The sequence below is a fragment of the Pseudahrensia aquimaris genome, assembly GCF_042676045.1.
GTDB classification, from domain to species: Bacteria; Pseudomonadota; Alphaproteobacteria; order Rhizobiales; family Rhizobiaceae; genus Pseudahrensia; species Pseudahrensia aquimaris.
Window position 1 is genome coordinate 38552 of sequence record NZ_JBHTJV010000011.1, and the last position, 21304, is coordinate 59855.

16 protein-coding genes are annotated in these 21304 nt (G+C 52.4%); 7 read left to right on the forward strand and 9 right to left on the reverse strand.

The window, feature by feature from the left end; genetic code table 11:
- Nucleotides 1–108 precede the first annotated feature (108 nt).
- Both ACFQ14_RS12850 and ACFQ14_RS12855 read left to right on the forward strand, forming a co-directional pair.
- Nucleotides 109–1509, forward strand: coding sequence for a selenium-binding protein SBP56-related protein (locus tag ACFQ14_RS12850; RefSeq protein WP_377213159.1), 1401 nt, complete (start codon nucleotides 109–111; stop codon nucleotides 1507–1509).
- A complete protein-coding gene (locus ACFQ14_RS12855) occupies nucleotides 1510–2181 on the forward strand; it encodes a hypothetical protein (protein WP_377213160.1) in 672 nt (223 codons plus the stop codon).
- A 693-nt stretch (nucleotides 2182–2874) separates the two neighbouring features.
- On the opposite strand, the gene ACFQ14_RS12860 is transcribed toward ACFQ14_RS12855, so the two are convergent.
- Nucleotides 2875–3576 carry an iron-containing redox enzyme family protein gene (locus ACFQ14_RS12860; protein ID WP_377213161.1) on the reverse strand — a complete coding sequence of 234 codons (702 nt, stop codon included), beginning with the start codon at nucleotides 3574–3576 and terminating at the stop codon, nucleotides 2875–2877.
- A gap of 198 nt (nucleotides 3577–3774) precedes the next feature.
- Between ACFQ14_RS12860 and ACFQ14_RS12865 the strand changes: the two genes are divergently transcribed.
- The 4 genes from ACFQ14_RS12865 (at nucleotide 3775) to ACFQ14_RS12880 (ending at nucleotide 9710) form a co-directional block, all read left to right on the forward strand.
- Nucleotides 3775–3993: a hypothetical protein gene (locus tag ACFQ14_RS12865; protein ID WP_377213162.1), complete on the forward strand. Its 219-nt coding sequence runs from the start codon at nucleotides 3775–3777 to the stop codon at nucleotides 3991–3993.
- Nucleotides 3994–4011: 18 nt separating this feature from the next.
- On the forward strand, nucleotides 4012–5244 hold the full coding sequence (locus tag ACFQ14_RS12870; protein ID WP_377213163.1) for a YcaO-like family protein: 1233 nt from the start codon (nucleotides 4012–4014) through the stop codon (nucleotides 5242–5244).
- Nucleotides 5241–6452 (forward strand): TfuA-like protein, encoded by a 1212-nt coding sequence (locus ACFQ14_RS12875; protein ID WP_377213164.1) that lies wholly within the window; start codon nucleotides 5241–5243, stop codon nucleotides 6450–6452. The genes ACFQ14_RS12870 and ACFQ14_RS12875 overlap by 4 nt, the downstream gene beginning before the upstream one ends.
- 111 nt (nucleotides 6453–6563) lie before the next feature.
- Complete coding sequence (locus ACFQ14_RS12880) at nucleotides 6564–9710, forward strand: adenylate/guanylate cyclase domain-containing protein (protein WP_377213165.1); 3147 nt, start codon at nucleotides 6564–6566, stop codon at nucleotides 9708–9710.
- Nucleotides 9711–9984: 274 nt separating this feature from the next.
- Here ACFQ14_RS12880 and ACFQ14_RS12885 read toward each other — a convergent pair whose 3' ends face one another.
- From ACFQ14_RS12885 to ACFQ14_RS12905, 5 genes are all read right to left on the reverse strand, one after another.
- Nucleotides 9985–12303 carry a hypothetical protein gene (locus tag ACFQ14_RS12885; protein WP_377213166.1) on the reverse strand — a complete coding sequence of 773 codons (2319 nt, stop codon included), beginning with the start codon at nucleotides 12301–12303 and terminating at the stop codon, nucleotides 9985–9987.
- A 428-nt stretch (nucleotides 12304–12731) separates the two neighbouring features.
- A complete protein-coding gene (locus ACFQ14_RS12890) occupies nucleotides 12732–14459 on the reverse strand; it encodes an SH3 domain-containing protein (RefSeq protein WP_377213167.1) in 1728 nt (575 codons plus the stop codon).
- Nucleotides 14460–14517: 58 nt separating this feature from the next.
- Entirely contained in the window at nucleotides 14518–15318 is an 801-nt protein-coding gene (locus ACFQ14_RS12895; protein ID WP_377213168.1) for a hypothetical protein, read from the reverse strand.
- Entirely contained in the window at nucleotides 15315–16601 is a 1287-nt protein-coding gene (locus ACFQ14_RS12900) for a vWA domain-containing protein (protein ID WP_377213169.1), read from the reverse strand. Before ACFQ14_RS12900 ends, ACFQ14_RS12895 begins: the two co-directional genes overlap by 4 nt.
- Nucleotides 16601–17689, reverse strand: a complete 1089-nt coding sequence (locus tag ACFQ14_RS12905) for a hypothetical protein (RefSeq protein ID WP_377213170.1) — start codon at nucleotides 17687–17689, stop codon at nucleotides 16601–16603. The genes ACFQ14_RS12900 and ACFQ14_RS12905 overlap by 1 nt, the downstream gene beginning before the upstream one ends.
- A 220-nt stretch (nucleotides 17690–17909) precedes the next feature.
- Between ACFQ14_RS12905 and ACFQ14_RS12910 the strand changes: the two genes are divergently transcribed.
- Entirely contained in the window at nucleotides 17910–18815 is a 906-nt protein-coding gene (locus ACFQ14_RS12910; RefSeq protein WP_377213171.1) for a hypothetical protein, read from the forward strand.
- 15 nt (nucleotides 18816–18830) lie between these two features.
- Here the strand turns inward: ACFQ14_RS12910 and ACFQ14_RS12915 are convergent, their stop codons facing one another.
- The 3 genes from ACFQ14_RS12915 to ACFQ14_RS12925 all read right to left on the reverse strand — a co-directional run.
- A complete protein-coding gene (locus ACFQ14_RS12915; RefSeq protein ID WP_377213172.1) occupies nucleotides 18831–19490 on the reverse strand; it encodes a hypothetical protein in 660 nt (219 codons plus the stop codon).
- 18 nt (nucleotides 19491–19508) lie between these two features.
- Nucleotides 19509–20552 (reverse strand): helix-turn-helix transcriptional regulator, encoded by a 1044-nt coding sequence (locus tag ACFQ14_RS12920; RefSeq protein ID WP_377213173.1) that lies wholly within the window; start codon nucleotides 20550–20552, stop codon nucleotides 19509–19511.
- A gap of 493 nt (nucleotides 20553–21045) precedes the next feature.
- Nucleotides 21046–21304 (reverse strand): transposase (locus ACFQ14_RS12925; RefSeq protein ID WP_377213174.1); only part of this gene is annotated, 259 nt, incomplete at its 5' end.

A 21304-nucleotide genomic window follows, 5' to 3' on the forward strand; every position in this document is an offset into this window, starting at 1 on the left:
GTGGCACCGGGCTTGCCCTATTCGAAATGCCGAGGGCTGGACAAATTCGTCTAAGCCGCTGATCATCCTCTCCGAAAGTATTTCATTTGTTTTTGGAGGAGAAGCGACATGAATATGAGGCCCGACCCGACTTTCCACGCAACTGCACAATTGGCCATGAAGGCACCCGTTGAAAACTACGGTTTCACAGTCATGCTGAGTCCGGACGGGAAGCAGTCTGACGGCATTGCCGTTGTCGATCTCAACCCTGAGTCAAAGACCTATGGGGAGATCGTTCACCAGGTGATTGTTCCCAACAAGGGCGATGAATTTCACCATTTCGGGTGGAATGCTTGTTCTTCCTCCCTATCGCCCCTCACCGGTCATGCGTTCATCGAACGGCGATATCTAATTGTGCCGGGGATCCGCTCGTCTCGTATTTACATCATTGATGTGAAAGAGCCGCTGAAGGCGAAAATCCATAAAACCATTGAGCCGGAAGAGCTGTTTGAGAAGACCGGATACTCGCGGCCACATACTATTCACTGCGGACCTGAGGGCATCTATGTGTCGACGCTGGGTGGCGGTGGCGAGGACGGTACAGATGGTCCTCCCGGCATTTTTATTATGGATTGCGAGACCTTCGAGATTATTGGCCGCTATGAAATGGACCGCGGCAAGCAGGACAAGCACTACGACTTCTGGTGGAACCTGCCCCAAGACTACATGGTCAGTTCTGAGTGGGGCCTGCCTCCGCAATTCGAAAACGGCATTGTTGCGGAAGACCTGTTGAGCAACAAGTATGGTCACTCAATCCATTTTTGGGATTTGAGAAAACGCAAAAATATCCAGACCATCGATTTTGGTGCAAACCATCAAATGGCACTAGAAATTCGCCCGGCGCATGATCCGTCGAAGTCTTACGGCTTCTGCGGCGTCGTTGTCGACACCAGCAACTTGCAGGGCGCTATTTTCACGTGGTGGCGCGACGATGATGGGGTTTGGCAATCCAAGAAAACCATCACCATTGACCCAGTTCCAGCTGATGCCGACGATCTTCCCGACTTGCTCAAAGGGTTTGGGGCGGTTCCTCCGCTGGTGACAGATATCGATCTCAGTCTTGATGACAAATACCTCTATGTCGCTTGCTGGGGCTTGGGCGAAATGCACCAATACGACGTGACGGATCCGATGAACCCAGTATTGGCTGGCAAAGTCGAACTTGGTGGCATCGTAGCCAATCACAAACATCCAAACGGCAAAGACTTCGCCTTTGGCCCTCAAATGGTTGAAGTAAGCCGCGATGGAAAGCGCGTATACTGGACCAACTCGCTCTACTCAACATGGGACGATCAATTCTATCCTAACGATGAGGGCGGACAGATGGTCATGGCGAGGGTTGGCGAAAACGGCGGCTTTGAACTCGACAAAGACTTTTATGTTGATTTCCCGAAAGGCTATCGCAGCCACCAAATTCGTCTGGAAGGCGGCGATTGTTCAACGGACAGCTTCTGCTATCCGAACGTGTAAATGAGTTTGGATGGAGCGTCTTTGACGGCCCTTTGGTGGGCCGTCATTTTTTCCGGCATCTATCATGGCATCAACCCCGGCATGGGTTGGCCGCTTGCCGTTTCCGCAGGTCTGATGGAGCGAAAGCACAGCGCGCTGCCAAAGGCGCTTGGGATGTTGGCTTTTGGGCATTTGCTCGCAATGCTGGCAATTCTATTGCCGTTTTCACTCGTGACGCTCCTTATCACGTGGGAAATGGAACTGCGTATTGGGGCTGGCCTTCTGGTCATAGCGATGGGTGTATATTTGCTCATCAACCGCAGACACCCCAAGTTTCTCGCTCGTGTTCATCCTGCTCGCCTGGCGCTTTGGTCGTTTCTCGCGGCAATGGCGCATGGTGCTGGGCTTATGCTAGTGCCGATATATTTGGGAATTTGCGCGGTTGGTGCTAGCGATAGCGGCCATGAAGCCGCCCGCACGTTGATGAGCGGAAACATCGGAAATGCACTCGCAGTCGCCATTGTTCACACGTTGGCAATGACAGTCGCTGGCGGCATCCTCGCCACAATTATCTATTTCTGGCTTGGCCTAAAATTCCTGTCACGAACCTGGTTCAACCTAGATATCGTTTGGGCCGTTAGTCTCGTGCTCGTAGGGCTGTTTGGGATTTACTCTGCATATTTGGGGCACTGAGCGACAAGGCCCCGACCCCTCTTCTACCTCGTTTGAAATATGCCACCTGCAATTCTAGCCGATATAATCCATCTCGGATCATATTGTCGGATGAACTGCGAATGGCAGCTTTGGTTAAATCCATTGAAGAATTGCTTCGCGAAACCAACGGCAGGTTTGGGCCGAAATCACCAAAAAGCCCCTGCCCGATGGAATAGTGCGAGGGTCCGTTATGCGCCCCATATTGAACTAATCTCCAAATCTGCGAAGTTCTTGAAAGCGGGCTTTAGAAAACGATTTAATAGGCAGGTAGCGAGCGATTGCTGTTGGACGTCATCGTCATAGTCGTGGCGGCTCTTACAATCATGCTAGTCTTGTCGTTCCAAGCGTCTATCCCAGAGACCCATGATGCGATTGAACCGATTGAAATTCTCATCGTGATGCGAGATTTTTGCAGTCGCCGCGTTCTACTCGACGGCAACATTCGGATCGAATTATTCACAATGCTCGCGCAAACAGAACGGCATGTTGCAGCTGATTCAATTACAAGACAGATTCTTGGCGTTACGCGAGTGCATGTATGCGTGGTATGTGTGCTCACCTTGATGAGAAGCGTTCCGTCCAGTTTGCCAATGTGATACGCATGGAGACTGGCGCGGTGCGCCACGTTGATTAATGATCATCCTAATTAACATCAATCTCTGAACAGAAGTCTCAGGCTGCTTTGAGAAGGTTTCGCTTAATAGGCTTCAAACCAGCTATGCATTCTGTTAGCGACTCCATGCATGCGATCAGGCTGGTTGCTATCTGAGCGATGTCATTTGAGGTCAAGGGAAGACAATCTATAAGCGCGCGAACTTCGGCGCTGTGAAAAGGGTCAACCCGACCGTGTAGTCGGAATGTGCGGAACGCCACTTCGGGTAGGCCAGAGCTGTCGCGAATTTTATCGATAATCTCCGTACTGGGCGGAAAGGACTCTAGTACCATAATGCAGCCCAAAAGCGTGACAGGATGATGATGCTCAACCCAGTAACGTTGTGCTCCGGCGAGCCGCGCTACTGCGGGCGCAGGCATCAGCCGCAATACCTCATCTGGATCAAAGCCGGCTGCTTCTAAATCATCGAGCGCCCAAACGTCATGATCTCGTTCTTCGCTCAGATGGTGTTCGTAATAGTCTTTCAATTGTTCAACAAAAGCATCGCTTGAATCCATCTCACTCAGTTTTCGGATGGCCGCTTCCATAACCGGAACCGAAGCACGCATGATTTGATGCAGCATTATCAAAAATGCGGGCACCAATTCTTTCGGGTTTTCGTTTGCCCAAAGACGCGAGAAAACTGCGTCGAGTGGCCCGGTGCACATCATCATTTTGGCGCGCAGTATCTCACTATTACGCACTGCTAAAGAATCGGCCATATCGAATTCCCCGTGATGTTTGTGTGATGATGTTTCTTCGGTCGTTCCAAACAAAATTCTCTTTCGCGTATGTCGCGACGTCGCTAGCTAATTGTCAAGAGATCGAGCCAATTGGACGCGCGGTCGTTTGCGTGTTAACCTATATAAGTCAAGTATTTGACGGGTACGGATGGTCTCAATCTAACTTGGGAGAACACGATGGCTAAGGATGACAACTTCAGCAACAACTTGAAATATCTGATCGAAAATAATGCAATTCCGCACACGGAAGAAGGCCATATTGGCGATCACGTGAAACAGGCCATAGGTGAGCTGTCGCAGCAAGAACTGGAAACTCTCGTTCGACTTGCCACCACGGCCAATGCGCATCTTTTCGTCCATGACAAGAAAAACAACGTCGTGGCAATGGGCTTATGATGCTGGTTTAAGCCAACATTGTATTTGTCAGATTGTCCGCTCACCTTCGGCGAAGATTTTACAAAAGTCGAAGGGGCTGGCGGACGGGTAGTTGAGCAGGAAGTGCTTCACCAAAGGGTAGTTCCGCTGCTGGACAAAGTACCCATAACCAGAGTTTCAGATATTTCTCGACTCGAGCAATCAGAATTGCCCGTTTTTACGGCCATCACGCCACTGGCTCGAGATTTGACCACCCACATGGGCAAAGGCGCGACCGCGATGGCGGCCCGCTTAAGCGCCATCATGGAGGGCATTGAGCGAGTTTCGGCAGAAACAGTGCGCGGTGTTATTCACAATGACACCTACACTCATCTTGCTAAAACAAAGCGTTGTATTGATCCTGAACGATTTGATCTCCCCCCGACCACCACCTATCGAAAAGAGAACTCATTCGATTGGGTTGCCGGCTGGGACCTTATCGGGCGGCATGAGATACACATCCCAGCTGATCTATGTGTGTCTCCACCGAAAGAAGGCATCCTGGATCAGGTCGATACAAATGGCCTGGCTTCGGGTTCGAGTTTCGGTGAAGCGATCCGCCACGCCCTCCTAGAACTGATAGAAAGAGATGCCTCAAGCCAGCACCTCTTTTTCGATTTTTTTGGGACGACCGGCATGTCTGGTCCCAGTCGAATACGTATCGACAAAAAAACCCTGTCCGCAAATTGCAAAAAATATGTCAACCGCATTGAAGCAGATCGTATCGAACTGGTGTTGGAAGAAATCACTTGCGACATCGGTGTGCCCGTCATTGCGTGTTATGTGATTGATAGAGGTTATCCGACCGCTACTGGTCCAACTCAGATGATATTCGGTGGCTGGGGCTGCGACACTGATCCGGAACACGCAGTAGTCCGAGCTCTTACAGAGGCTCATCAGTCCAGAATAGGCACTCTTCAAAGTGCGCGCGATTCTTTCAATATTATGCAAGAGGGTGAGCGAACCTTTAGCATGGAAAGATGGCGTTCTGTTCTTGAAGCCGCATGTGGAGCGCCAATTGGAAAGCTGGATGAAACTTCAAACAACATCGCAACTGATGTCGAATTTTTGTTGAACAGCCTTATGGCAATCGGCGTGGATCAAGTCGTTGTCGTCGATATGTCAGATCCGGAATTGGGAATCCCTGTCGTCCGCGTCAGAGTTCCTGGAATGTCTGTTTTCATGGTCGACCGCCGTCGTGTCGGATGGCGCTGCATGCGCCATATTCTATGATGCCTACAATTCCGGAAGCACATAAACACACAGTTGTGTTTGTTGGTCCGTCCTGCTCATCCCGGCAAGTGAAAGATGAATTGCCAGGTGCTTTGATAGCGCCTCCCGTCCGACGTGGTGATCTATATCGGTATCGGCTGTTGAATTTTTCGGTGTTTGTTGTTCTTGATGGTGTTTTCACCAGTTCGCTGGCGGTCTCACCGCGTGAAGTAGTTGATGTAATCGCTGATGGCGCAACCGTGATTGGCGCCTCTAGCATGGGTGCGTTGCGGGCTGTTGATTGCGGGCCAGCGGGCGCAATTGGTTACGGACGCATTTTCCGCCTCTTCCGGCGCAGGGCAATCTCTTCTGAGGACGAGGTTGCATTAAGCTTCTTTCCTGAGCCACCCTATCAACCGCTTAGCGTTCCGCTCGTAAACGTACGGTTTGCGCTTCGCCGGGCACAGCGAACCGCTAGTTTGGCTCAGACCGAAGCGCAAGCTCTGTTGGATGCCGCCCTGCAATTGCCTTACCAACTTCGCGACTGGGCCACTATTGCAAAATCTGCGCAGGTAGCACTTTCGCACGATCAATATTCTGCCCTTCAGTCTTGCGATGTAAAACAGGAAGACGCGCTTTTATGCTGTCGGATGGTGGCAAGTCATTTGAGCTTGGGTACGATTGCCCTAAAGCCGAGGCCTGACCGAAATGGGGACTTGGGAGCACTTTTTTTGGAGCGAGAACGAAGTTGGGATCCGTTGGACGGCGAAAACTTTGAAAAGCATTCATCCTCTTTTGTGTGCTGGTTATGGGCGTCCGGACAAGGCCGCGGTCTGTTTGTTGAAAATGAACTCACTGATGCAATTCAAAAAGCAGAGTATGGCGCCATTGTAGCGGAAATTGTAAGTCGAGCCCCGGCATCTGAGCTCGCTGCCATGCAGATGCGTTTCACCGGCTTTCGGCGGGCGTGCTTTCTTGCACAAACCTTGTCGCTTAACATCAGTCCTAGAGACCTTTCGCGTTCTAAGACAGAAATAGTTCAGGCGAATTGCGCGGAGAGCTGGGATATCCTCATTGAACGTTTGGATGGACAGACCGCACTCTTGAAAGAACTCCACGCTTATTCTCAGGCGCGTGCACGAATATTGGTATTCACGCGACGCATTCTCTTTGGCGATTCATCGCAAAGATCAGCCGCCTTGCCTGTTTGGAGGAGATCCGAGGGTTAGCGCTCTGAGCTTCAGTTTAGGGAGACCGCGATATAGTTCGCGGTCTTGTATTATGTCTCCGCGCGGCCATACAATGATGTCGAGATACGGCCCACAGAGGGGGTGTTTCCGTTGTCAGTTCAAACGAAAAGCTTGGAGAGAATACTCACACAACATGGGTTAGAAGCCTATGTTGAGGTTTTGACTTTGCGTGGCATCAATTCTGATAACTTGCACCTCATAACATTCGAGGACCTTAGAGAACTGAAAATATCGGCAAATGAGTGCCGCAGACTAATGACAGCGGCGTCCAAGTCAGCGATCGAAGCCTCTAGCGGTCATCCAGCGGGCGAATTGCAAACACAACCCACGGAGCGCCGCCATTTAACAATACTGTTTTGTGATCTTGTGGATTCAACTCGCCTGTCGTTGCGCCTTGATCCGGAGGAATTGAACGACGTAATTCAAATTTATGCAGAGCGGACCAAGACGGAAATCAACCGTTTTGGGGGCCATGTGCTGAGAGTCATGGGAGACGGAGTGTTGGCATTGTTTGGCTATCCTGTCGCACATGAGGATGACGCTGAGCGTGCCGTGCTGGCGGCAATCGGTTGCCGGACAGCGTGTAGCGCCACTCCAATTCGAACTGAGTCCGGAGAAGCTATCGAGATTGAAGTGCGGATTGGACTTCATACCGGGCTTGTAGTTGTTGGTTCATTCGATCCCATGCAGGGCGTCGATATTGTCGGCGCCGCGCCAAATGTAGCTCAACGAATGCAATCAGCAGCCGCTCCGGGAGAAATATTGATAAGTCCGGAGACACGAAAACTGGCCGGTGACCGGTTTGAATATGAAGTACTCGAACCCAAACAACTAAAAGGGTTATCGGAACCCGTGACCCCTTTTCGTGTGCGCAAAGAACTGAACAAGAAGACACGTTTTGAAGCCCGCAGCCACGGAGCGCTGGCACCATTGATAGGCCGAAACAATGAAGTCGCGCAGTTGCTTGAAGTGTGGGAAACAGTGAAAGGAGGTGCCGGTCGTTCAGGCCTAATCAGCGGCCCGGCAGGGATCGGCAAATCGCGTCTTTGGAATGTCTTCAGCGAAGCCATCCAAACCGAGAAGAAGAATGTCACAGTCTTCCAATGTTCGCCCCATCATACAGGAACCCCGCTGTATCCTGTGGTGACACGTATTTCCCAGGAAGTGGATTTGCTGTCAGCGTCGAACGGGACAAATAGACACGATGCGGTTTCGGCTTGGCTTCAACAGGGAATGCAAACGGATCCGAAAAGCATTGCGCTTTTGTCTGCTCTTCTTTCAATCGACACTTCTGAGCAAGCCGTGCAATTGGATATGAGTCCCCGGCAACAGAGCGAGGAAACGATGCTGCTCTTGGTCAATTACGCAATGGCCACCGCACAAAAACAACCTTCGTTGCTTCTCTTCGAAGATATCCACTGGGCTGACCCATCTACAATCCGACTTATCGAACTCTATCTTCAAAATTGCCAAGCTGGAGCACTGATGGTGCTCTCAACGGTTAGATCCGAGTTTGATTATGGCCCACCACCGGATGGATTTGATCGTATTTTCAATTTGGGTTTGCTGGAGGATCATGAAGCTGTTGATCTGGTGAGGCATGTCGCCTATCCGCATGAAATTGCGGCAAAGACTGTCCAAGCGATTGTTGAACGCGGAGAGGGTATCCCACTCTTCATAGAGGAACTGGCAAAGTCGGCATTGAAAAGTCCGATTGGCAGTAAAATCCACTTGAGGGATGTCACCAAGAGCAACCAACTCGTTCCTGACAGCTTGGTTGATTCACTGTCTGCTCGTCTTGATGCTCTTCCAAGTGCCAAACATCTGGCCCAAATTGCAGCAGCTATCGGCCGAGAAGTGTCGCAAGATCTCTTAAGAAGCGTATCTGGCTATTCGCCCGCGGAGTTTCGCTTGGCAGTGATTGAGCTGGTCGAGGCACGTATTCTTCGCTCACTTCCACAACAGGATTCCGAACCGCTAATATTTGGACACGCGTTGATCCAAGATGTGGCCTATCAGCTTATGCTGCGGCAGGATCGCCGTTCCGTTCACTCGAAGGTCGTCACCGTTTTGGAACGGGATTTCCCTGCAATCTGCAATCAGTTTCCCGAAGTTTTGGCGCGTCACTGCGAAGAATCCAATCAAATTGAAAAGGCGGTACGCTTCCTGCTCGATGCTGGCACCCGCGCCATAAGTCGTTCAGCTAACGTTGAAGCGTTGCAACATCTCAAACATGCCCGCGATCTGATCGCACAAAGCACGACGATTCCAAAACAACGGTTGTTGGAGCTTGAGCTCGACATAGAGAACACCATCGGAACTCCGCTTATTTTGGTGGAGGGCTACACCTCGAAAGAGACCATCCGTAGTTTTGAAAGAGCCGAACAAGTCGCCATTGACTTGGGAGAGGACCAGGCTCGGTTCCACGCGTTATTTGGACTTTGGGGACACAGATGGATGGCGGGGCATATCAAATTGTCCCAACGAATTGCGAAGCAAATGCTCGTGATTTCTGAGAAGGAACTGGTTCCTGAACGGGAGATCTTGGCACATCGATCCGCTGGCAGTAGTTTTTGGATCACCGGCGAATTCGACAAAATGCGACGGCACTTTGAGGTCATCAAGTCTTTGACCGATAACATGGATACGAAGCATTTGGCCGATCGATATGCGGTTTGTCCACGCGTGGTTGCACAGGCTCTTGGTGGTTATGCAATGTGTCTGAGAGGCGAGAACGCAGGAGGACATGAAGAGATTTCTTGCGGCTTAACTCGCTCATATGAAATGAACCATAGCTATAGCAAGGCGCTGTCTCACTCGATGATGGGTGGCGTGAAACTATTGGCTAACGATTTCGAGGGTCTAGCTGAGCATTGCGATGCGCTGCGCAGCATAGCTGAAGAACGTCGATTTTCGTATTGGCTGACATATGCTCAGATCTTTGAAGGAGCGTTGGATGCCGAACAGGGCAAATTAGACGAGGGATACGAAAAAATCGTTCAATCTATTGAAACCTATGATGCCATGGGCGTTCGCATACATCGAACTATGCAGTTGGTGATGCTCTCTGATATCGAAGTTCGAAGAAGAAAATACCACGCGGCAACGAAAAATCTCGATCGAGCTTGGGCCGTCGGAAAGCGAACCGGTGAGCGGCAATGGTTTCCGATGATTGAACGTAAACGAGCAAAAATTTCAGGTCTGGAAAAGGAAACCACCGTTACTGAGCATTATTGAAACGCACTTGTTTTGCAGTGGGTGATCCGGTCTGAACATCCCCAAGTCTTCTAGACACTCTTAGTCGTGGCATTCTTACCTCGACGACGATGATGGGTGGGCTTCGTCTCTGAGAATACCCAAGCCACTGGAAACGTCCGCTACTGGGCGATGGCAACGATCAGACTTGGGACCGCTTTCGGCCACGACTGCACTTTCTACTCTTGAAACTAATCGAAACAATCTGTGAATTTTGACCAAGGGCTTTTGTCACCTCAACAGGTCGAAGCAGAAGCTAGCTGAGAACGTCGAAATCACTGCCGTAATATTGCTGCGCAGTTTGCGTTCCATCTGGATCAAACAGAAAATTCTCTTCCACCATATCGTCGAATTCGACGTTCTCTAGAATGACAGTTGCGTTGGCCCCGAACCGCAGTCGCAACTCACCGTCGCGTTCGTAGAAGTACAAATCTTCAAATGATGTCACGTCGAGATTGCCTGAAATGATCATTGTGTCGCCACCGCTTCCAAAGCTCATGTCAGTGATCCGATCCAGACCATCTCCCACTTTCAGCAGAAACGTATCGCTGCCGCCCCCACCGGTCAGAATGTCGGATAATGTGCCACCGACGAGATAATCATCGCCTGAACCGCCATTCAGTGTGTCGTAGCCGTATTTGCCATTCAAATAGACACCATCATCATTGGCTTGAATGACATCGTTGCGGTTGACGCCCTCAGCATTGCCAAAGGTGATCGTGTTATCCGCGTAGGGATCTATTGCTGCATGATTCGATCCGCTGCCGCTGATGGTTGTCCAACCCGATCCGCCATTGCCATAAAAAGGGACGTCAAAATCGAGGACGCTGTTGTCAACTTCCACGATGTTTCCCGAGTCCGGGCTGCCGTGAAATCCAATATCGCGGTTGGTGTTGGCGATGTGAATCGTGTTGTCGGTTTCTGCACTCCAAGCGGACGTTATGAAACCGTGCCGAGCATCATAAACTTCCAGATTGGTCATCGTGTTATTATTGCTTTCATAAAGCAAAATGCCGTAGCCGTTGCCGCCGCCACCCGTGTTGTGCGCGCCGCGCACATAAAGATCATCGGCGATCATATCGATGGATGAGCCGATGGCGAGCGCCGTGCTGCCCGTGTCAATCACGCTCAAATTTTCAAGCACAGCACCGTTTGTTCCCACCACACTGAACGCGATCGTGCGCTCGTATTCAGGGACGGTGTTCGTGAAATCATAGGGATCGGCAACGCCAAGGTTATGGGTGACAGTGAAGTCGCTCATCACGATGCCGTCAAACAGTTCCACCGTGTTGAGGCGAATTTCGCCCTCGCCCATGTCATAAGGAATAGCGTGCGTGAAATGCACCACATCACCATCAACATGATCGACCTCCAAAATGACCTCGCGGAAAGGTCGTCCATCGGCATCATCCATTGAGACATTCTGCCAACCGTTTGCGTCCAACCATTCGCGCGTGTTGGGTTGGAACATATAGATGGTGTCCCCGCCCATAAGCCTGTGATCGGCCAATTCAATTGATGTATCGCCCTTCGCAACATCGCCGCCATAGGCTGACAAATATGTGCGTTGGCCGCCCGTTACCATCAAACCATTCGTCACTTCCCCTTCGGGAAAATCAAACATCAGAACCGTTCCGGACTCGCTTTGTCCTTTGAACGTGATGTCTCCACGATCAATGATCACGCTCTCGGTGAAGGTGTGTAGACCATCGAGGAGAACGAAGGTGGCGCCAGCAGGTGCACTTGCGATCATGCTGTTCAGGCTCGCAGCGCTTGTTCCGGGCTTGATGACATAGATTCCGGAATCAAGGACAACACCTTCGATGGAGAAATTCTGTGCGGTGAGATCAGCGGGGTTGAGGCCGTTCAATACGACAGAGGTGCCGTTGCCAAAATCAATCAGCGTATTGCCGCTGCCGTCCGAACTTGTGGCCGCGGCGATGTCGGCAAAACTATAAAGGCCGACGCCAGAAAGTGCGATTTGATCGGAAGCCACATTGAAATTCAGCACTGTGTCAAAGCCACCGTTTGCGCCCAAGACAATGACATCACGCCCACCACTGGCCTGCAATGTGTCATCACCAACACCGCCATCAAGCGTTGAGCCATCGTTTGCAGCGATGATGGTGTCGTTGCCGGATCCGCCATAAACCCGAACGGATGAACCGTCGGCAAGGGTGATATCGTTCGATACACCATCGGCAAGATGGACCTCACCTGAACCCGCCAGAAAATAAGTGCCTTCGCCTTGGTCGTCAGCGGAAAGACTTTGAATTCCCTGGTCGCCGGAAACAATCGTGGCCGAAGCATTGTCACTTCGCCTCAAAAGGCTCCTGTGCAGATCAACAGTGATGTCACCACCGCTTACCTGACTAAAATCAAGTTCCTCAACGCCGTTCAGCCGCCAATAGCTATCGCGAGAAAAATCAATGCCATTTTGCGATATGAGGGCAACAGTATCGTAGCCTCCACGCAGGTTCACCCGGTAGTTGATGAGTTCATCAGCATCAATGGTGAGATGGTCAGCCGTCCGGCTGCCGAGGATTCGCTCGCCGAGTATCCTAATATTTCCCATCTCGCAATTCCTCCAAGCTAACGACGCCCCGTCGGGGTCAGCTTAGAGGTTGCGCCTAAGAATGAAATGGTTGCACGCCGTTAATGTTAATTCGCCGAGCAAGCTCAGTTGGCCGTTTCGCTCCTGATATGCGAACTTTGTTGGGTTTCCCGAGTACCGCCTAATTCTGATCTGACCGCCTCTGCCTTGCTGCATTTTAGATGAAGCAGAGTGTCCGCTTTTAACCTTGCCTTGGTTTGAAATCTATTGTCGCTGCCGGCCACAACGAGGGTTCATCATTGCCATTCTTGGATGCAATTCTGTTCTGGTTTGGCAATCAGACGAGTGGAATAGCAGCGTTGGTAGTTGAGTCAGCAATCCATTACACTTGCATTTCGAAATACAGCGTTTCTATAGGCAAATGCAGATCTGAAGCCCTCAACTGAATCCTACTGCGGGGTCAGGTATTTGCCGTAGACCCAACCTTCAATGTTGCGCCAATTGATGTTGCACCATGACTTGGAGATTGCGCGGGCTTTGCCGCGTTTGGAAAGCGTTTCAAAGGTGGCGGTGTCTGGGTTTGGGCTGCAGCCTTGGCCGATGATGAGGACATCACGCGCACCAAAAGGCAATTCGCTGATCACTGCGTTATTCGTACCGGGGCCAGCGCGAACATTGAGCGTTTCGCCGCTTGGCAGGCGGTGGAGCTTATAGGCTGGGCCCCAGACACCAATGCCGGGCATATCATTTTCGTCCGGCTCAACCGTTACGTTCGTCGGCGAGGTTTGTTCGAGATTGGGCGGGAAATCGGATTGGTAGGTAAAGACAAGTGTGTCCGCCTTCGTGCCGACGATTTCGCAGCTGTCATTAACGATCGGCTTGCGCCCTCGCATCGTGACTTTGAGATTGCTGGCCGCAATTGGGCCGCTAACCTGATAAGGGAATGTTCCGCAAGCGCGCGTGAAAACGCGCGCTTCTCCAGACATCGTTTTGCCACGCTTCTCGCCACGGAACAGCAGAACCTTGTTTTCGACGCCAACATTGCTCAGTCCCGGGCGCGGATTCCAATACCAGATGAAACGTTGATTGCCCGGACCGCTTTCCCACGCCATTCCCGACTTGTTGTGCAACCAGTAGGAAAGTCGCGTTCCACCATTGCCAGGCACCCAGCCACGGCCGGAAACGAACTCGACCGGATTGTATTGAAACGACTGTTGTTGTGATGGCTGCATAGTATTTTGGTTTGATCCAAATGTAGCGGTTTGACGGAGTTCACCAAGATATGCCTGCAATTCGTCATAAGCGGCTCGGCACCCCTGTGGCGTGTAGCGCCCTGCGGCACCGCCACCGGGCAGTCCGTATTTCTGCATAATCACAGCGATCGTCCCCGTCTCGGTCATTCCAATACGCCTGAGTTCTTGACCAATCGCTTCCGTTGTAGACGCCATCGCCTGACACTGCGGTGAGTTCAGCGCAGCATTTGAATTGTTGCTGCTGCGCTGCCCATCCAGACGTTTTTCAATGGTGGCCAGCCGAACCATCGCGTCCTTGCATTTAGTGGCGGTTTCAAGCCCACCAAACGCAAGACCGGCCAGTGTATAGACGCCTCTGATCTCCTGAACGATCTCGGTTCCGCCACCCGCTTTGCGGCTCACGCGCGCGTTGACCTGATCCAATTCGCGGCAAGCCCGGGGGCGTCGATCCGCTGTCTGATTGTTGGTTCCTAGCGCAGCGCTGTTTTCGCCACGGCGCAGGAATATCTGAGCGGTGCGCTGGCCCCAGATCAGCGTGCCGGGCAAGGCGGGACCGTTACCATCTGACACGGCCAGCAGCGCACGTGCCGACACGCCGTTAGATGTCGTTGAGCGCAATTGCATGCGCAGCTGGATGCCGGTTTGATTGCTGACGCCGTCCACAATGCTGAAGGTTGATCCGTCGAACGGCCCCAAGCCCGCATTGGCGACCGATCCGCTACCAGACACTTTCTTCCCGTTGTCAAACAGGTCCAGCGATATTATTGGCGGGCCATTTGGCGTTTTGGAAGCAATCCACGCGCCACTGAACCGACCTTCGGCACCTGCCCCGGAAATATAGAACACGTTCGCGCATACGAAGGCGAGCGCGACCGAAGTGACCCGCACCAACGCTGTGATCGAATGGAATTTAAACGGGGTCATCTTGGCGTTCCTTACTTGTCGATTTGTCTGATCGTGAGCTAGTCGAAAGTTCCGACCATCAGCCCTTGGGCGGTTGTGCTGCCGTAACAGCCGATCTGATTTGTTCGCCGTCTACCCAGCCCTGCCAATGATCTATTTTCACATAAGCGGCACATTCCAGATCATCGTTTGTGGCTTTGGTCTGATCCGGCGCGCACTGGCGTTTGTAGAGGGACATTTCGCCCTGCAACGGTAAAACCTCGCCCACTACCTTCCGCAGCTTTGACGTTTCATAGAAGCGCAAAGGCGTTTGAGCGGCATCCGGCAGCCATTGAAACTCGGCAAGAGGAAATGGCGTCGATTGTCTTTCGTAACCGTTGAGCGCCACCGCCATGGGAGCATCGCGCCAGAAGTTCAGCACTTCGACGGTTGCGGTATTCTGGTCATCGTGCTGGCAATATTCACCGGCCGGTTCTCGAACTTCGCCCGAGAAACTCAATTGTGTGGAAGTGGCCGCTTTTGTCGATTGAACGTCGAATGAATAGGAATGGCAGCTTATAAGATGGCGCGACCAGCGGCCCACCAAGCCCGTCTCGCTTTGTCTGCCTTCAAAGACCAAAAAGCCTCTGGGAAGCGTATCCTCGTACTCGGCAGACGCTTCATAAACCCAGATTTTGACTCCGCCATCGCTGGCCCGTTCCACACCGAAGCTCGCCCTGTCATTGCCCCACAGGGAGAGACTTGCCCCATGCTGGTAGGGCAACCACAAGCCCTCGAAATTGACGATCCGCGTTGGCTCGATGCGCGTTTCGCCCAATGCCAACATCGGATGTGTTGAGGCCGCCAGACAAATCAAAATTGATGCTAGAACCGATCTCATTGGCTTGCGCCTTTGGCGATCTCGAATTCCTTTTCGTGCGAGCCGTAGGCAAGTTCGCCAACTGTGATGTTCACAACTGTTTCCTGTCCGGCGAGAGCCGGATCAATCGTGACCAATCGGGTGGCGTTAGTCTTGTTCCACTGGCGGTCACGGTTCAACGCAAGTCTGAACTGCTCGCCCGTGTTGATATGGATTTTGTGCTTGCTCAACGTTTTGCCACGACACCCGGCGTAAGCCATTGGCTTGGAACGTGGCTTGGGCGAACAGAACCGAACATAGTGGCGACCCTCCGCCGGTGTGCCGTCGGGGTTCAGAAAGTTGACCTTGACGAGAGCAGCTCGGAAATTGATTTCACCCTGATAGCTTTGCCCAGCTTGGACTGTGATGTCCTGCTCGATCCGAGCCTGCCCCAAACTGGCTTTGACGCGATATTCCCCCGGTTCCAACTGACCATAGTCCCGAAGGACGGATTTTTCCGCGATGGTTTCCTTGCCGTCGGCATCAGTCTTTTTGGGAAAGTAGAGAGCCTTCGCGTAATTGTGGGCTGATCCACCGAACCCCCAGTTCTTTCCACCCGCGACATGAACGAGGCTCGGTTGAACCTCTACCGGTCCGCGGTCAACGGCAGGTGCCGGTTGCGCCATCGCCATTTTCAAAGCGTCATCAAGTGCTGCACCATCGCCTGCTTCGATGTAGCGTCCGCCGGTCTCCTCGGCCAAGCACGCAACTTGGCGGCCCTCGTCTTTGGAAAGACCGAAGCCTATAACATGGGCGGTGAAGTTGATGCCGTCGCGCTCCAATGCTCTTGCCAAAGCGCACGGGTCGGCGTTGCAGGTTTCCAGCCCATCCGTGATAAGAACGACCGTGGCGGCGTTTTCGGTATATTTCAGTTCTTTGGCAGCAAGTGTCACCGCATCTGAGAGCGGTGTTTTGCCCTTCGGATTGATACCGTTTACAGCGCTGATGATGGCGTTCAAATTGCCACTCATGTTACCGACCGGCACCATGGTTTCAATATCGCTGCACTGGCCTTTCTGGCGGTGGCCATAACCGATCAGGCCGATGCGGGCGTTGAGGCTCATGTTTGTGAGCGATTGAGAGAGCGTCTCACGAGCAATCTTAATCTTGGCCTGCCCGTCGATCTGTCCCCACATGGAGCCAGAACCGTCGAAGACGATCATCACATCGCTTGTCGGTGCTTCAGCTTGCTGTGCATAGGCCTGATTTGAGCCACACAAGAGCGCGGCCCAGAGGCCAAACGCAAGGGGTTTAAGGTTCCTCATCATTGGCTCCTTCGTATCAATTTGCGTTCTGCAATTTCGCCGCCATTGTTCACGGGATCTGGAACCGCACCGAACCAGTTCTTGTTGCTGGTTTGAACCACGCCCTGGCCGTCAGCTCTTTCAATGGTGAAGCTGCTGAACTTCTTGCTCTCAAAACCGGAAAGCAGAATGCGGAAGGATCTGTCGGGGCTGATGAAATGCAGAACGTCGCCATCATTGTCAGCACCAAGATCAATTTGATAATCACCGACCGGCACCGCTTCGTGGTCGCATGTGGGTGGGTGAGGCAGCGTCACCCAGTTCAAGACGGGCCGTCCGTCAGACCCGTAGTCGACACCAACGACAATTTCGGGATCGAGAAAGACGTCTTCCAGCGCAGACGTTGCGCTTATGTAGGGCCCCCAACAGCGGACCGCGAAGACGCGGAATTTCCGTGCTGAGACTTCGGCTCTGCTAAATCCCATAAGACTGCCGAGATCAAAGCCCTGCTGGTTCAGCCAGCTTACCTCTTCATCGTAAAGCACCTGTTGAGTGAGTTTGCGAACGAGTCCCCGGTCAATCTGCTTGAGCAAATCATACGCCTGTTTTGCGGTTTTCAGCCCCAGCATTTCCAACGCCTCTTTGGAACCGTTACCCATGTCCCCGTCGCAGGCCGGTCCTCCGGCCGCGCAGATCACGAGGCGCAAGCCGAACTCGTTGATGATCTTGTCTGCCGTAAGGACTGTTGGTGTGTCAGGCGCAGCACCGTCATTTTTGGCTGCGGGCGTCAGGTTGACGAGTTGATTTTTGGTCAGCCATGCGGTGGTTTCTCCGCTCAGACTTTTGATGTTTGGTGTCGCCGCGCTTTTCAGCTTTGAGAGGAAAGTCAGAACGGCTTGCCTGTCCGCGAAATCAAACGCATCGCGTAATTGTTGCGGGCTGAGCTTTTCCGGCACTTGATGACACGTTGGCCCCTCAGCTGCACAAATGACCGCGCGCAGCATATCAAGATCATCCATTTCGTCAGCAGTGACGGTCGGCGTGGCAAACGCTTTGGCAGACAACAGCAAACAAGCCGCTACCGCGATGTTTCTTGCCTGTGCCTTCATTGTGTTTGCCTCACCCGAGAGCTTCAATTCGTGGGCTGCACCCCACCTTCCTGATGGTCATTATGGCCATCTGCTTGTGGCGCTGATGTGTGAAAGCTCACAGCCAACAGACTTTCCAAAAGAGTAGAGAACACGAACCCAAGAACCCGCTATCCCCATTTGGGAATAGTGGTGAGGATTTTGGAACAGTTACTCTGGACGTGCAGAAAAGGATGAAACCATGTTTTGGAAAACCAGTGTTTTTTTCGGTTCCGTGTTTCTCGCCGCGAGTATGGCAAATGGCGCACTGGCCCAATCCTTAAGAAGTGCCGCGGACATTGAGCGCTTGAAGAAAAACATCGTCGGCAATCGGTGCATCCCGATGAAGCCAGTGGCGTTTGATGAAAACTTCACCTTCGTCCCCCTGAGCGAAAATCCCGATCCGACAGTGCTGGATCAAAAGGGCAAAGATCTCACAGAAGAACAGGTAAACAGCCTTGTGATCTGCGCGGCAGGCGGCCCTTGCGAAAAGACCGCGAAGACGATGACGGCGAGCGAAGTTCAATTGACCTTCGACATCGGCGAAGTGCTGGCGCAGTCAATTGCCTTATCCCGCACCCCGATGACAGGTTTATCAAAGAACCAGCAGGCGTACCTTGAAGAGCTTCAAAAAAGCTATGACGAAGTTGAGGCGTTACCAGGATTTTTGTCTTTTACTTCATGGCCTCACACCCAGGCCTGCTACCGCGACGGAGAAAACGGCATTCAACACGCCGCGCAATCTTTCGACTTTTGGGGGCTGCCTGGAAATCAAGTGCGCTCGCTGAAATTTATCTTGAAGAGAAACCCCGAGGGGACATTCATGGTGCAAATCCCTGCGCTGCCTTCCGGCGACTGGCAATTGTGTGAACGCCCTCCCTTAAGCGCGCAGCTTGTCTGGCCGCTGCACACAGCGCATCCAAACTACCCCAAGGGTCTGGAAAAATGCCTTGAGACCGGCGAACGGATTTTCGCGGGCGAAAAGGGGCGCTTCATCGGCATTAAAATGTTCGGTCATCGCGGAGCCGGCACATACGGGTTGGGCCTATCCGTATGGGAGGGCAACAGACTGGTTTGGCGTGTCGGGACTATTGACGTTGAGCCATAGAGGCCATGCGGCGGTTCAAAACTGGAGATTGAAACTTGCGTCTCCACTGGCAAGAGAGGGGTAGAGGGAAAGCCACATTGCCCACAGGCCAGCGACGAGCGTTAACCCCACGATAGCATAGCGCCAATATTTTGGAGGATGCGCCTCGATAGGCCCTAAAACCTTGCCGTTCGTTTGCAAGACCAAAAGCTGCGCTTCATCGCCCACGTTGGGCGGCTTAACATCTTGGTCCAGCGAAAATGTATAAGGCTCCAACTTTCCGACAAAAGGCGCTTCCTTGAAACGTATGCGCGTGTTGTAGCGATACCAATTAACACGTTGGTTCGTGTCCCCGATCACTTTGGTATTGAAGTCGCGTTTAATCGCTTCAAACACGCCAGCAATCACAATCCCGTTTCGGCGCCAATAGCCACGCTGGATCACCAGTTTGACTTTGGTGCCCAAAAGAAGAAAACCGCTGAAGACGAGCGACGGCAATAGCACGAAGAACAATTTCGCATCCAGCGGCACGTCAAGGACAAACCAGTTGCGTGCAGTCCAGTACCAAAAATAGCAAAATGCGGCTGCGAAAAGCGCTGCAATGGTGTGAGGGGCATAGACGTCTTTCGCGACACGCACCCGCTTTGCTCCGTTCGGCTCGGCTGCATTCGTTTCCAAAGGTTCGTTTGCACTCATCGTCCACCCAATCTTGCATTAATCCGTCAGGCGGCGTGAATGAAGAAAAGCGATCAACTGTCCTTGGCTGCTCGTATTCGTCTTCACAAAAATGCGCTTTAGATAAACCCGCGCGGATGTTGTGCGAATGCCGAGTTCGGCGGCCACTTTTTCAAGGCCTTTTCCTTCAAGCAGCCCACAGGCAACCTGTGCTTCGCGCAATGTCAGGCCAAAAATCTGTTGCAGGCTCTCCAGCGACCAGAATTCTTGAGGCGGTGGCGTGATTTCGCATATCACGGTCGGGCCATATGGAAGCGTCGGCCCAGGCTTGAAAGAACAGCGAACGATATCAACGCCCGCAATATAGAGAAAACTGCCTTCGATGCCCGCAAGCGCCTGCATCGCGGTATTGCGCCAAATATCCAGATTGCGCACATCGGCGGGGACCAGTTCACCGCCTTTTTGCCGCTTGAGATTGAGCTGTTCTAGCCGGTCTTGTTCTGGGGGCGTCAGCATTATTGGCCTTAGGCCGTCATCCAGAAGGCACGCGATGACGCCAGACGACTTGAACGCAGCCGTAGCAGCCTCCTCACGAACCTGTTGGGCGACCTGAAAATCCAGCGCCCTTCCAAGACTTCTGAAACGCTGCTCCATGGAAGCGATATCGTGACTGTTGTACCAATCGGATTTTGCGGTGCCGATTGAGAAGAAATATATGCCATGGGCCGACGAGCTCAGCATAATGCCTGATGCCTTTGCCCCGGCTGGGTCCGAAAACTCGCGGTAAACATCGCTGTTGATATATTCGTCGTAGACATCCAGTTCATTGATGGCCAGCACCCGGTTAACGTCAGTGTTGCCAAGATTGCGCACCACAGGATTGCTGGAACCCATATGTTGTTCTTCCATGATCTGAACGAGTTCAGGATCAACGCGTGCTGTTCCGCAATGCCGAAGGGTATCAGGTGGCTGGAAATGATAGATCTGTATCCCGATCACATCTTCATAATAATCGCCAAGCCGATCCAGCACGGAAACCAGATCGTCGCCTTCAATCAAGTTCAACAACTGTTTTGCAAACACGACAAACCTCTTAGCGTTGAACTCAACTAAGAAAGCCTAACGCCAACAAGCGCTATCCCCAAATGGGGATGCACTGCTCAGGTTCTACTGTTCTCACTTGCGGCGATGATATCGAATACCGCGCATTCTCTCTGACCTCTGTTGCCCATGCAGGATCAGTCGGCAATTTTTGACCACATCGTCGACCCGCATCCGCAAAATTGCAGGGATGGTCCGCATGTTCATTCCGTCATCAGCACTTTGAATGTCCTGTGTGGATGGCTCCGGTAATGCAAGTACTAATGTGATCTTCGAATACTGGTCAGATACCGTCCTGTGTCCGGCCTGTTGATGCGACGTTGCCGCTGGCCTTGATGGTCTCCGTTGCCCAGTCCCATTCCGCTTTGCGGACTTGTTCAGTCCTCGGACATTGTCGGGGTGTCTCGGCATTCCGGCTGGCGCGGATCCTCATCTCACATACGTTCTTGCAAACTGATGTCGTTGTTCTTTGGGGTCAGGCGGTTCGCGTCTCCCTGTATGGTTCGCCATTTGTCAAAACCGCCCAGACAATGCGGGCGGTCTTGTTAGCCATGGCAACTGTAGCCAAGCGGACGGACTTGCGTTCCAGAAGGCTGGTCAGCCATGGGTCGGTTTGGTCGGGACGAGCTTTCGCTCGTCGAACGCGACTCGTCATGCCAATAACCAACAAATGCCGTAGATACTGATCGCCCATTCTGGTGATACGTCCCAGCGTCTCCTTGCCACCACTCGAC